Origin of the sequence: Nostoc sp. (genome assembly GCF_036917615.1) — a bacterium.
In the GTDB taxonomy this organism is placed as follows: Bacteria; Cyanobacteriota; Cyanobacteriia; order Cyanobacteriales; family Nostocaceae; genus Nostoc.
In genome coordinates, this window is the sequence record NZ_JBALCZ010000084.1 from 1 (window position 1) to 13,687 (window position 13,687).

The 13,687-nt window shown below is 44.8% G+C and carries 11 protein-coding genes and 1 pseudogene; 2 read left to right on the forward strand and 10 right to left on the reverse strand.

Features of this window, described 5'->3' with window-relative positions; genetic code table 11:
* Window positions 1-148: 148 nt before the first annotated feature.
* Window positions 149-1,348, forward strand: coding sequence for a ShlB/FhaC/HecB family hemolysin secretion/activation protein (locus V7K85_RS30150; RefSeq protein WP_334819397.1), 1,200 nt, complete (start codon window positions 149-151; stop codon window positions 1,346-1,348).
* A 142-nt stretch (window positions 1,349-1,490) separates the two neighbouring features.
* Here V7K85_RS30150 and V7K85_RS30155 read toward each other — a convergent pair whose 3' ends face one another.
* The 3 genes from V7K85_RS30155 to V7K85_RS30165 all read right to left on the reverse strand — a co-directional run bounded on the left by V7K85_RS30155 (window position 1,491) and on the right by V7K85_RS30165 (window position 4,941).
* Window positions 1,491-3,299, reverse strand: coding sequence for a sensor histidine kinase (locus tag V7K85_RS30155; protein ID WP_334819743.1), 1,809 nt, complete (start codon window positions 3,297-3,299; stop codon window positions 1,491-1,493).
* A gap of 138 nt (window positions 3,300-3,437) precedes the next feature.
* Entirely contained in the window at window positions 3,438-4,109 is a 672-nt protein-coding gene (locus tag V7K85_RS30160; protein WP_334819399.1) for a response regulator transcription factor, read from the reverse strand.
* A 643-nt stretch (window positions 4,110-4,752) separates the two neighbouring features.
* Window positions 4,753-4,941: a helix-turn-helix domain-containing protein gene (locus tag V7K85_RS30165; protein ID WP_334819401.1), complete on the reverse strand. Its 189-nt coding sequence runs from the start codon at window positions 4,939-4,941 to the stop codon at window positions 4,753-4,755.
* 248 nt (window positions 4,942-5,189) lie between these two features.
* Here V7K85_RS30165 and V7K85_RS30170 point away from each other — a divergent pair, with 248 nt between their 5' ends.
* Window positions 5,190-6,029: a class I SAM-dependent methyltransferase gene (locus tag V7K85_RS30170; protein ID WP_334819403.1), complete on the forward strand. Its 840-nt coding sequence runs from the start codon at window positions 5,190-5,192 to the stop codon at window positions 6,027-6,029.
* Between the two features lie 661 nt (window positions 6,030-6,690).
* On the opposite strand, the pseudogene V7K85_RS30175 reads toward V7K85_RS30170, so the two are convergent.
* The 7 genes and pseudogenes from V7K85_RS30175 to V7K85_RS30205 form a co-directional block, all read right to left on the reverse strand.
* A pseudogene (locus tag V7K85_RS30175) lies at window positions 6,691-7,680 on the reverse strand (aldo/keto reductase).
* Window positions 7,681-8,101: 421 nt separating this feature from the next.
* The gene (locus V7K85_RS30180) at window positions 8,102-9,112 is read right to left on the reverse strand and encodes an aldo/keto reductase (protein WP_334819405.1); all 1,011 of its coding nucleotides are present in this window, start codon (window positions 9,110-9,112) and stop codon (window positions 8,102-8,104) included.
* Window positions 9,109-9,381, reverse strand: a complete 273-nt coding sequence (locus V7K85_RS30185) for a hypothetical protein (protein ID WP_334819407.1) — start codon at window positions 9,379-9,381, stop codon at window positions 9,109-9,111. The genes V7K85_RS30180 and V7K85_RS30185 overlap by 4 nt, the downstream gene beginning before the upstream one ends.
* Before the next feature lie 36 nt (window positions 9,382-9,417).
* Entirely contained in the window at window positions 9,418-10,548 is a 1,131-nt protein-coding gene (locus tag V7K85_RS30190) for a tetratricopeptide repeat protein (RefSeq protein WP_334819409.1), read from the reverse strand.
* A 217-nt stretch (window positions 10,549-10,765) separates the two neighbouring features.
* Window positions 10,766-10,921, reverse strand: a complete 156-nt coding sequence (locus V7K85_RS30195; RefSeq protein WP_334819411.1) for a hypothetical protein — start codon at window positions 10,919-10,921, stop codon at window positions 10,766-10,768.
* 9 nt (window positions 10,922-10,930) lie between these two features.
* Window positions 10,931-11,779, reverse strand: coding sequence for a hypothetical protein (locus tag V7K85_RS30200; protein ID WP_334819413.1), 849 nt, complete (start codon window positions 11,777-11,779; stop codon window positions 10,931-10,933).
* A 63-nt stretch (window positions 11,780-11,842) separates the two neighbouring features.
* Window positions 11,843-13,684, reverse strand: coding sequence for a vanadium-dependent haloperoxidase (locus tag V7K85_RS30205; RefSeq protein ID WP_334819415.1), 1,842 nt, complete (start codon window positions 13,682-13,684; stop codon window positions 11,843-11,845).
* Between the last annotated feature and the right edge of the window lie 3 nt (window positions 13,685-13,687).

Below are 13,687 nucleotides of genomic sequence, written 5' to 3' on the forward strand. Positions count from 1 at the left end.
CCTTTAGTGACAGTAATCTGCTGTCGGGCTGGATTAGCTATTTACGGACTGGTTACCGTGATTTACTAATCAACGAATCGCACGTATTGTCCAAATTCAAGTTGTAGAGGGCAAACTCGAGCAGATTGAAATCGGTGGGTTAAGGCGATTGCGACAAGGATACGTGCGATCGCGCCTCGAACGTGCCACGTCTACTCCCTTAAACCAGCAACGCCTAAAAGAAGCCTTGCAACTCTTGCAACTCGATCCGCTCATTGAGGAGGTGAATGCCGAGTTAGCCGCAGGCAGCACTCCGGGGAACAATATCTTACGGGTCAGTCTCAAAGAAGCACCTGCCTTTCATACTGGCTTCACCATAGATAACAACCAATCTCCCAGCATTGGTTCGATACTAGGCAGCATAGAAGTCAATCATGATAATCTGTTGGGATTTGGCGATCGCTTCAGTGCCAGATACGGTCGTACTAAAGGACTTAACCTCTACGACATCAATTATACCATCCCTGTCAATGCTCGCAATGGTACTCTTAGCTTCCGCTATAACAATGACGACAGCCGCATTATTGGAGAAGATTTCCGGAAGTTAGGTATCAGAAGTGAGGCTCAAACCTATTCCCTTGGTTTCCGTCAGCCAATCACAAGAACACCAACTAGTGAATTTGCATTCGGCTTATCCTTAGACCTGCGTCGCAGCCAAACGTATATACTCAACGACACTCCCTATTCCTTCACAGAAGGTGCGGAACATGGGGAAACCAAAGCTACAGTGATTCGGTTTTCTCAAGATTGGGTGAATCGCGGCACCAGACGAGTCTTAGCTGCCCGGTCTCAATTCAGTCTAGGGATAGATGCGTTTGATGCAACCATTAATAACACAGGTACTGATGGGCAATTTTTTTCCTGGTTGGGACAATTTCAGTGGGTGCAGCAATTGTCACCCAGAAATCTGCTAGTAGCGCGAATTGATGCCCAGCTAACCCCAGATTCTTTGCTATCTTTGGAACGCTTCAGTATAGGTGGAGTCGCTACAGTTCGAGGCTACCGACAAAACCAACTCGTTGCCGACAATGGTATCCTGGGTTCAGTCGAGGTTCGCGTTCCCCTGACATCAGACCCCAAAGTAGTACAGTTAGTGCCTTTTTTTGAAATCGGTACGGTCTGGAATAATCGAGAAATTGACCCTGATCCGGCGACAATTAGCAGTTTAGGACTGGGTTTGCGCTGGCTGATTATCCCCGATTTCTCGTTGCACCTAGACTACGGCATTCCTTTAATTTCAGTTGGCGATCGGGGCAATTCGCTGCAAGAAAACGGTCTCTACTTTTCAGTCCGCTATCAGCCGTTTTAAAATGCTTTAAACATCCTTTAAGAACTAGTAGTCTGTCAATTTTGAGTTGACGGATACATAAACTGTTTGATCAACTTACGCTTGAACAAGTTATGTCTGTCTGTCTAATAACTTTATCCTAGAAGCCCTTTTCTATGCAGCTTCACATTAAATTGGTATTATGTCTTATGTGGGCAAGAATCCAGTTTTTACTGCTAATAGACCAAGTTAACTCACACACAGTTCCTTTATCTCCGAGAGACTTTCGCTGAAACTTTCCTTTTAATTGTCTGGCTATATTTAGACACTGCTTCGTTCCTTGCCCTTCATAACACGAGTGAATGCCAGCCCCATTATCTTTAATGCTTAAAGTGTACCAGCCTTCGCTTTGTTTGCCAGTAGCACTGAGGCGAGTCACTCCTTTGGCATGTTTCCCGACATTACACAGCACTTCTTCCAGAAATTGGCAGAGTTCTCGCTTTTGCTCGATGCTCAAGTATTGCTCCTCAATCGGAGCGAACGAATAGGCTTTAACTTTGAGCGTTTTAAAGCAGGGAAAGTTTCGCTGGAGTGTATGGCTGTAGACTTCATAGAGAAGGTCACGAATTGGCAGCTTTAAGTCTAGGATGAGACCACTGCCGAGACGGAGACTTTCCTCTCGGTCTAGGGCTTCTAGTTTCAGGTATTCGCCAACTTCTCTAATTTCGTAGTTCAGATTTTTCAGGTCTTCGAGCAATTGATCTTGTTCTAAATCTTGGTCTTGAACGTGCCTCAAAATCTTGGCTAGTGTTTGCAGGGGTCCATTATGGATTACAACAAATGTCCGCTCAATGGTGTGTTGGCGGATCTCAATCTGAGACCTCAAAAATCGGTCGTATTGATAAAAAGTACTGAAGATTGCACCATTGATGACTAAAACTAATAAAGCTGGCGCTATTGGAATCCACCATCCCCTGACGATAAAGGTATAACCAATTCCAACTAAACTAAGGCTGGCAACGGCAACATAGACAAGGTTTTTCAATGGAGATTGAGTCAGCCGACCGAGATAAATGGCTAAAATGCCCCAACCGATAATCCAAAGATATTCCCAACCCTCTGACCAGGTTTTCAAAAGGGGTTGTCCGTTGAGAACTGCACTGACAATTTCGCTAACAACATGGGCATTAAATTCTACCCCATAAATTTTCCCAGGCGGTTGCAAATTAGCGATCGCAGAGGTATTAATAAAGTCTTTAATACTAGGAGCAGTTACCCCAATCAGAACGATGCGTCCACTGAAGGCATCGCGCAGCAGATTGGGATTGGTTTCGATATCGTTAATATCTTTAAGCGATAGGGTGCGAAATCCTTCTTGACCGTTGCGATAATTGAGGAGTAGCTGAACTCCAAAATCATCAGTTCGCACGTAGCCCCCAGAATTGGGCAAAAAACGAGGGAGTTCAGTGGAACCAAACCGCATCGTATCGCGATCGCCAATGCCATTGCTCAGTTCAATGCCTTCAACCTTGAGATACGTTTCTGCCAGCCGTAAAGGCAGGGAAAATGCATATTTTTTATCGTCTTCAGGTCTCTTCGTTCCAAGTATTGCACGCCTGACTTTGCCATCATCATCGGAAAGGACATCTGCAAAACCGATTTGTTCTGAGGGTAAGTCGGGGGGTGGCTTAATGACTTCCGGTAAGACTTTTTCAACCGCAATAAGATTTTTGATGTCTTTAAAGGCTGCAACCAGTTCAGCATGACCGGGTTCAACGGGTATATCTCTAACAATATCAAGACCAATCACTCTGGGCTGGTACTTCTGCAACGTTCTCAGCAGTTTGGCAATCTCGCGATCTGGTATGGGGTAATTTCTTATCCGTCGGATATCCTGCTCATCAATTCCGACAATAACAACTCGTTCGTCAATAGATTCAGAAGGGCGCAGGCAAAGAAAGGAGTCGAGAGTTACCCATTCTATAAATTGCAGTCACCCATTCAAGCGAAGGAGGATAACCAGTCCCAAAACAGCAATTCCTGGCAGTGCTGCTACAGACCAGATGGTAATTCCTTGTTTAAATTTGTTCCAAATACCGGGTAACAACAGTTTCCTCCTTAACAAATTTGGTCAATCAATAAACCCCTCTTCTCTGGCTCGTTTCTCCGTTTGAATGCGGAGACTTTTGCCATCTTCCGGGTAAACGCCTAAAACGTCTTGAACTTTAGTCCAGTAGTGGCGTATCGTTCTAGGTGCTACTCGCATCCGTTCGGCAATCACTTTATCTTCCAATCCTTCTTCAAAGGCTAGATTGAGTACCTCTATCCACTCTGGCTTAACTTCTCTTGGTGGCATTTTGAGGTCTTTGGTATGTGTGACTCCTTTGAGTGCCAAGTCAATCCGGCTCAACATCTCCTGGCTGGAAAGTCCTTTGTCCGCTACAGTGAACCCTCCTTCATGAGCATCAATGTCTGGTTTAATCCGCACCAGTGCTTTGACATAACTGCTTTGCACGACCAGATTGAGGGTGAGATAGTTTTTCATTAACGTTCCCAAGCTTTTAATGCCTCGATTGATTTCAGCAGTGTCCCCGGAAGTTTCTGGCAGGGAAAGATCCATAATAACTAAGTCGGGCCCAAATGCTTCGACCCGCTGGAGAGCAATCTGGGTTGTTTTGGCGGTGAGGATTTCGGCTTGTGGGTAGTGGCGTTTGAGCAAGTCGAGCGTTCCACTCAGGATTAGTTCGTGGTCATCCACCACAAGTATTTTGAGTGTCCCTTGTTCTAGTAAATCTTGACTCATCGTTGAAACCTCGAAGTTGACAAAGTTACTTTACCTTCATCGGATCGTGATAGAGAAAAAGAGAAGAGGGAAGGGGAAAAGGCTCGAAAAATCCATGTTTTTCCTTTAACTGAAATCTTGCACTAACCTTTCTAACCACCAGGGATTTAACCCCTCCTCTGTAAGGAGAGGGGCTTCTAAACTCCCTCTTCTGTAAAGAAAAGGCTTTGTCCTCTGCCCTTCCCCCGCATCAGGGGGATACAGGGAGGTAGGAAGGGGGCTGGGGGGTTAGGTTTTCCGAATTCGCTAACCGGATCTTTAAATCCCTGGCGGATAATAAGGATAGCTACTAAATGTAAGTTTAAGTTTTTTTTAAGTGTAATAATACAAATCGTCGATCTAAGCTATAAAATGGTCACGGCTAAATGAAACTAAAAAAGCTGTAACCTTTGCTCCATAAGAATTACAGGCATTTATGTTATTAAGCAGTGGACGGCTCAGGCGATCGCCATCGATGAGAGGTTAAGATAATCTGACTTTTGTCAATTAGAAATTATGCTGACAATTTAGCAAATACTAAATATTGGCTAAACCAAGTGAATTGCAGATTTATAATTCATCTCTAAACAGTCTGCGATCGCTCACACCAAAACTGAGCAAGCGGCTAATTTGGTAAATACTTAGCCAACAAATCCTGACCCTCGTCACCCATCTTTTCCAACATCCCCTCAATCTTGTCCATCGCTAGCGGCGACGGCGTTGAGCGTCCATTTTTCCAACGGTTAATCGTGGTATATGTCACACCGAGAGTTGGTGCAAACTGTTCTTGCGTTAGCCCCAAGGCAAGCCGCAAATCACGAATGATTTGCGGCTTGCCTTTGGCTGTTTGATAGCTAAGGATTATTTAATAGTCATTTAGCTTTAAAACTTTACCCACTAGCTTAAGTAACAGGGGCTATATATTTGCTACATAATAGCCATGTATAAACTGGAAAAAGTTCAGTAGATACGCGCAAAAATATTTTTCCGCGTCAAATTTTTTATAAAGTGTGTGATAAAATTAAATTATTATTGCAACGGCAATTACTGAAGCTCCAAGTAATGAGTGAAATACCTGAGATTAAAGATGAGGTTTGCCGCACAGCCTTAGTAATGGCAGTTAAACGTGCAATAGAAACCGACAGGTCAGACCATCTGTTTGATGATTCACTCGCAGCACAATTAGTTGGAGAAACAGGACAAGCTTGGCTAGACAAATGGGAACAAGAGGATAGCGGCAACCCCCTTGGTAGGGCGCTTCGCATCCAGTTTGTTGCAGTGCGTACCCGCTTTTTCGATGACTTTATCTTGTCTGTGTTGCCCGAAATTAATCAAATAGTCTTTTTAGGAGTTGGCTTAGACACAAGAGCGTTTCGTCTGCCTTTTCCACCTGAGACACGTTTGTACGAGCTAGATTTACCTGAATTGATTCAGTACAGGGAAGCAATCCTGCAAGATAAACCAGCCAACTGTCATCGCCATGCGATCGTTGCTGACTTAACGCAGCCTTGGTCACATTTGCTTTTACAACAAGGCTTTGAGGTTAACGCACCTACACTTTGGCTAATGGAAGGGCTGTTGATGTACCTGAACGAAGCCCAAGTAAATGAATTACTCAAAACAATTAGCCAGTTAAGTACAGATGGCGGCTACTTGGGGGTTGATTTGGTCAGTGTCAAGTCATGGCGGGTTGGCTCTCAACACCAAAATGGCTTGATTAGCAAGCATTGGCGTTTTGGCACAGACGAACCAGAACAATTATTTGCCGAGCATGGTTGGAATGCTTCAGTTATTCAACCGGGAGAGATCAGGGCTAACTATGGTAGATATGCTGTTCAATTGGCTCCACGCGAAATCAAAGGTGTGCGGCGTTCTTTTTTGGTTACGGCGAAGAAGGAGTAAGTAACTATCCAATAGCTTTTGAATATAAAATTATACTGAAATTAAGCCTTTTATTTCATAAGATTTCTATCAAAAAACCGAAAAACTACACCACTGTTTAAGTAAGCTACAATATTCCATTAAAGTTAAAAAGAACATATGATTGCATGATTTTCAGCGTCTCCTGATCTCAAATTGAAAAATTAAATAGTGAACAGCTTGTTGAATTGCTGAAGAAATTGCTACACGCCGAAGCTCAAAATTATGGTATCAGTTTACGATCAGCTAATGCCAACTGATCAAATTCAGAAAGCACTTGCTCCCATTGCTTCTGCTTAATAGAGTTTACGATCGCTAATGTCAGAAAGTGTAACCTCAGTGACAGATAATCACCAGACTGGTAACACCCCCTGTTAATTCGCCAAGAACATCATTTATTTAGTTGCTCTGAGTCAACTAACGTAGTATTTCTTGTACTACGTGTCTCGAAATACATTTTTTTATTTTCCATAAATAAATTTAGGGGCTTGTACCTTTTTCTTTCTGGTCACAGTCAAAAATAACCAGTTCTGTTGGCACTCATATTATTGATTTTTGATCAACTACGGATTTATCACAAGTATTGTCTGAGGATTGGGGATTAGGGATTAGGCAAGAATGTTTTCCCAATCCTCAGTATCTGCTACGCTGGGTACTGATGCCCAATGATGGGATGAGGTTGATAAGGCTCTTCAAGGAACTTTCGCTCTTGATCAGAAAGTTTCAAATCTATAGCCTCAACTGCATCTTTGAGATGCTCTATCTTACTAGCACCAACAATCGGAGCCGTCACACCTGGTTGATGCAATAGTCAAGCTAGGGCGATTTGTGTTGGTTTAACATCGCGTTTTTGGGCTAATTCTACGACGCGATCGACTACTTGAAAATCCGAATCTTGATAGTAGCGGCTATGACCCAATTCGTCAGTTTTTGCCCGTACAGTTTCCCCAAAGCCTTCTTTTTGACGATTCCCCGCCAGAATGCCCCGTGCTAAAGGACTCCAGGGAATAATCCCAATCCCTTGGTCTAGAGATAGGGGTATTATCTCTCTCTCTTCTTCGCGATAAACCAAGTTGTAGTGGTTTTGGATCGACACAAAGCGAGTCCAACCGTGTTTGTCAGCCAAATAGAGGGCTTTAGCAAATTGCCATGCGTAAACACTGGAAATACCCAGGTAACGAACTTTACCTGCTTTCACTAGATCATGCAGTGCCTCTAGGGTTTCCTCAATTGGTGTCTCGTAGTCCCAGCGGTGAATTTGGTACAAATCGACGTAATCCGTTTGTAGTCGCCGCAATGAAGCATCGATGCTATCAAAAATGTGCTTGCGAGATAGTCCTCGGTCATTGGGACCATCACCGATTTTACTAAAGACTTTGGTAGCAATGACGACTTGATCTCTTTTGGCAAAGTCTTTAAGCGCCTGTCCGAGGATTTCTTCACTGACACCCAAGGAGTATACATCAGCGGTGTCAAAAAAATTAATCCCCAACTCCAAAGCCAGTTTAATGAATGGGCGACTTTCTTCTTCTTCTAATACCCATTCATGCCATTTGCGAGAGCCATAGGTCATAGCGCCTAAAGCCAGGCGCGATACTTTCAGTCCACTTTTGCCAAGATTTACATATGTCATAAGTTTTTAGGGATTAGGGATTGGGGATCTGACTTTTCACTTTTATCTGGAAAACCTCACTTTCAGTCCTCTCCTTTAGAAAGCTACGGTGTACACACAAGTCGAAAAAAGCTCGATTGACCATTGTTCTCTCGTTCCCATGCAGAGCATGGGAATAGCTGATTAGGGGCTGCTGCCTCAAGTTAGACATTGAGTCAGAGTCTCAATAAATGCATTCACCATACGGAGTATGGGAACGAGGAAAAATGAGGAAAACCTCATCAAACTGGGTTTTCAGGACTTGTGTGTACACCGTAGCCCCTAAAAGGGGAGAGGCTTTGAATTTTCCCCCTTTCCTGCTACTAGGGAAGGGGGCTAGGGGGTTAGGTCACTTGATGATTTATTCCAGACGACGTGAAAAGTAAGTCAGTACTAGATATTGCTATGGGCGACTGGCAGAGGCGGTTGGATACTGATGTCCTAAGATGGGATGGGGTGTGTAAGGTTCTTCAAGGAATTTGCGCTCTTCATCGGAAAGCTTCAAATCCACAGCTTCCACTGCTTCTTTGAGATGCTCTATTTTACTAGCACCAACAATCGGAGCCGTCACACCTGGTTGATGCAACAACCAAGCTAAGGCAATTTGTGTTGGTTTAACACCGCGTTTTTGGGCTAACTCTACGACGCGATCAACTATTTGGAAATCCGAATCTTGATAGTAGAGATTGTGAGCAAATTCATCAGTTTTAGCCCGTAGTGTCTCGCCATAGCTTTGCTTGCTGCGATTCCCTGCCAGAAAGCCTCGTGCTAAAGGACTCCAAGGAATGATCCCAATTCCTTGATCTAGAGATAAAGGTATCACCTCTCTCTCTTCTTCTCGATAAACTAAGTTGTAGTGATTTTGAATAGATATAAAGCGAGTCCAGCCGTGTTTGTCAGCCGTGTAAAGGGCTTTGGCGAACTGCCATGCGTAAACACTTGAGATTCCCAAGTAACGAACTTTACCTGATTTCACTAGATCATGCAGTGCCTCTAGGGTTTCCTCAATTGGTGTTTCGTAGTCCCAACGGTGAATTTGGTACAAATCGACGTAATCTGTCTGTAGCCGTCGCAATGAGGCATCAATGCCATCAAAAATATGTTTGCGAGACAGCCCTTGATCATTGGGACCATCACCGATTTTATTGAAGACTTTGGTAGCAATGACAACTTGATCTCTTTTGGCAAAATCCTTAAGCGCCCGTCCCAAGATTTCTTCACTGACACCTAAGGAGTAAACATCGGCGGAATCAAAGAAGTTAATCCCCAATTCCAAAGCTAGTTTAATAAACGGGCGACTTTCTTCCTCTTCCAGTACCCATTCTCGCCATTTCCGAGAACCATAGGTCATAGTACCCAAAACCAGGCGTGACACTTTCAGTCCACTTTTTCCGAGATTTACGTATGTCGTCATACTGTTTGCTCTACTTTTTGATAACGTTGTGAAAGTTCTAAAGCAAGTTGAGAGGCTCGATGTGCTTCATTGATCTGTCCTAGCTGGCTGTAAGTATTAGCTAATTCACGCTGTATCACTGGAATATTGGCACGGGCAGCATTGCGCTTTTCCAGGACATTCAAGGTTTTGTGATACTGCCGATCGCGAATCAGTGCATCAAGATAAATTTGCTCAAATAAATCTCGTTGAGCATGAGATCCACCTGTGGAGTATAAATCGGGTAACACTGGCTCTAGTTGAGCGATGTCTACGACGGGCTACGCCTACGCCTTCTCCCAATCCCCACGAGCATGAGCAATCATCCCCCTAGCAGCCGGTACTGCCACCTCTACCCAAGTCCGACGCGCATAGGGTAAGACTTTCTCTCCATGAGTTTGCATACTCTCTAACATCTGTGCCGCCCAATCATCCTTACCGCCCCGCACAAGTGCATAGATATATTGCAAATCCAGGAAGGCGAGGACGTGTTCATCCAGCCGTGGTTGCAGGTAAGCAGCAAGTTCCTGCCAGCGCGAACCGACATCTACACCGCGTAACTCCAGCCGCAGCAATAATGCGATCGCATTAATCTGCTCACGTCCATTGTCTTTTTTGGCACGTCCCCAAATGCGCGTGTCATATATTTCTAGTACTTTGGGAAAATTTTCAATATCCAGGTAGTAAAGGGATGTATGCCACCAAAGGTGTCCATAAAAAGCCGAGCTACCATATTCCCAAGTATCGCTAAGACTTTCCATTAAGCTAACCCCCTCTTCTAGGCGTCCTTGAGTTTCTAATACATGGGCAACGGCATGGTGTGCCCAACGGTTATCTCGTTTCAGAGCGATCGCTTGTCGCCCATATTCTTCTGCTTCGTCTAAGCGATGACACTCTTCTAACCCGAAGGCTAGCATCCCATACATATAAGGGTTATCACGATTCGCAGGGAAAACTTTTTCGGCAATCCGCAGCATCCCTTGACTGTTGCCGGAATTTCTATAGTGGTATTGGGCCAGATGTACCGAGGCTAAATCGCGGGGAAAGGCAACGGCGATCGCTTCATGGTGAGCGATCGCTTGAGCAATGTCTCGGTTTGCCCAAGCTTCAATTGCGGTGAGATAAAGTTTTTCGCGATCATTGGCTCTTTTCAGGTTTGCTTTTGCCACATTCAGATAAGATGTTGCTTCGGTTAAAGCAACAGAGCCACCAGCAAACAGATAGAAGGCGGCAGCTTGAGCGTTGGCGATGGCTACGCCCGCCGAAGGCATCGCACAAGCCGGATCTGCCTCAACTGCTTTGAGAATGACTTGGGCATCGTTACCAACACCCAGTAATTGATCAACAAAGCTATCGATGGCATCTACCGCTGCTGATGAGTCGGTAGTAATTTCGAGTTCAGATGCATCTTTTACCATTGATTTTCCCAGAGCATTGCACTGCTACAAGCATTACTTTGCAAAAGCTAGGCTATAAACTACTGTATCTCAATAGTATTACTGGTGTTAACAATAATTAGATTAAGAATTTCGGACAAAATATACTGTCATAGCGATCGCTTTTCTCAAAATTAAGCAGTTTAGGAGTTGCGATCGCTTCTGAAAACACCAAGACACACAACTACTTTTGTTGGTATTAGTTTTTTCCAGAAGTTATTTTTTCACCTTCGTAAGCGAGAGCCTGATCACCTGCTTGGGCAAATGTCTGGGCGAGTTCAATTAGCTGTTCTTGCTCTTGATCATCAAAAATACCAGCCGGAGGAGGCATCCGTTTCTCTTTGATTTGGCGCACAGTTTCGTGTCATAAAGAGAGTGCCTGATTGGGATAACTCAGGATTAATAAGGGATTCTGCTTACTGGCGTTGTCAGGACTATGGCAGACAACACAAGCATTCTGCCGCAGTTTGACTTCAAATGCACGATAAGCAGCATCAACTTTCGTAACGTGTGGGTTGGATGGAGAAAATAAACGGGTATAGAGTGTTACATAGGGCTGCTTACCATGAGCATCAGTCCAAACCCACTTACCGTCCCATGCATGGTTTACCTTCGGGCGTTGTGGGTCAACCACAGCTGAACGCAGCGCTCCTTTAAGCTTTCCCTGCTCCAGAAATAGAAGTAATTCAGTACTTTGCTGGTAGGAATTCCACTTTTTCGATGAATGCCAAAACGGATAAGGATAAGCGCCAATATCAAACTGGTTGCGGAACTGAGTAGAAAGGTGGATGACAATTGAGTTGTTTACCTGTTCAATCTGGGGTTCACTTTTGAACATAAAGGTAGCCAGGTAAATGCGACGCCAGACCAAGGGGTCAAATGCAGTTGTTTGACTATCTTTGATATTATAGTTGCCAACTTTGCTTTGAGCGCCCCATAAAAATGGTGCGTTCATAGTGTCGCGCAGGGTTTTTAGCTTAGAGAGTTTTTGGGCGCATGAGTCGTAGGCAGCTAAATTTTTAACATCTGTGACAATGGGACAAGCAGCAATAATTTCTTTGGCTACTTTTTCCGCTAGTTCTATGGACTGCAATGTTTCTAATGCTGATACTGTACTTTTTGCGTTAGGCGCTTGTGGTGTGTAGATAAAAAGGGCGTAGGCGTAGCCCGTCGTAGACATCGCTAAAACTATGCCTAAGAGTACAAAGTGCATAAGCGCAGCCCGCCGCAGGCATCGCGAGTAAAATTTCCGAAAATTAGGCATGATATAACCACTTTAAATGGTGATTTTTGTACCATCAAATTTGGTGAATGTGAAACCTTCAAATTTTTCGCGGAACGTTAGCTTCTCATCCTTAAGAATGCCAATGGCGATCGCTTCGCCAAGGGCCAACGACGCTGCTGCATCTGTGCGCCAGTGAATCCCCGCGCTATCACGACCCAAGCCAATATTTGTCGCCAGTTTGTTCAATTCGCCGCCTACCGTCAGCGGTGGCCCTTCATAAGGAATCAACTTGGTGGGATCTTGGGGATCGGGGACTACAGGATTCCGAATCACATAACTCTCATCAAATAGCGCTTTTAAGATTGTGACGCTGGCACCTGCGGATACCGAAGCGCCCCCTGGATAAGAAGAGTGCAACGGTGACCCTTCGGGATAAGCTTGGGGTAGCAGATAGGATTTGTTTTTGCTGAAGAAGCGATCAAGTGCTTCTGACTTGAAAACTTCCGGATGAATCGGATGGTTCGTTTTATTCACCTTGTTGTTGTGAACCAATCCACCATAAGCCTCTGCTCGCAGACGACGGTGAACATAATACTTTTGCCAATAAGCCGCTCTGATTGAATGGGGACTAACCCAAGCGATCAGAGATTGTGAATATCCTGGGCCAAATGTCCCAGAACCACTCGATTGGGTCTTGGACTTGTTATAGGGATTACCGGGATTGTAAGGTGAGCCAACGCCACCAGCTAGGAGGTCATCCTTGACTGGCTTGGCGAGTAGAATTAAAGCAGCATTTGTATAGACTGGTGGTGGCGTGTGGGCAATCTCTGACTGGTCGCGCCCGTTGATAAAGTAGCGACGGGTCGAGTCAAACTTAATCGTTCGACCAGATTCGCCACCATTTTGTACTAGCAACCACTCGTCATAGTTGGTTTGGAAACTGTTTTCGGCAATAGCTAGGGGAACACGGTTAAGTTGAGCATAACTATGTGTTCCTGCGGGCACAGGACGCAGTAAAAACTGGGATACGTATGGCCCCACATCTACCCCTGGTAAAGTGTGGTAAGCCGTTCGAGCAGAGGCATCAACGTAAATCGCGGTGCCTCGAAATAGGAGTTCGGGTGTAACCCGTCCGTTCTGTTTTGGCCCTTTGAATGCTGACAACCGATTCAGATCCTGAACTGCTGCCAGAATCAGCGGGTTAGTTGTATCATTGCGGAACTCGCTAAAGGGTACATCCTTCAACAGTTGTTGCCAAGCAATTTCGAGGAATTCAGCCCCCTGCTCTGCACTATCGAGGGTGGGTGGCACTGGAATCGCCAATTGGCAAGTATTCACCCCACTCAAGCTAATCGCTAATGGAGTCAGCGGTTGTACTAGCTTCCGTTTGCCGCCCAGGATGATCTTTTCATACTCGTTGGGATCACCGGAGTTCAGCGCATTAATCAAAGATTGATAAGCCTTCAAATCGACTTCGCCCAGCTGATTATGGGGCAATCCTCGTGTATCCGTCGCAATTTTGTTAGCGTACTTCGCTTCATCTCCGTTGGTGGGATGAGGAGGAATAGGAATTTCCCGGTTAACCTTGGCTGCTGTTGTACGTACTTGAAAAGCTCTCTCACGTAGGTTGCCATAGTTAGACTTTGCAGCTGGTTCCTGGGCCTGGACAACATTTCCTCCTTTCTTCAAGGAAAGGGATGAACTAAAAACCCGTGCCACAACACTAGCCGCACTAAACAAACCGGCACGACCGAGAAATAAACGTCTGCTGCCGCGACCGAGGAATAATCTTCTACTACCTGCGCTAGTTTGAGATTGCTTAGTTTTTGCTATTTCATTATCAGCCTGAGCATTTTTTTGAGAATCTTGATGAGAATTGGGATCTGCTTGCATTTA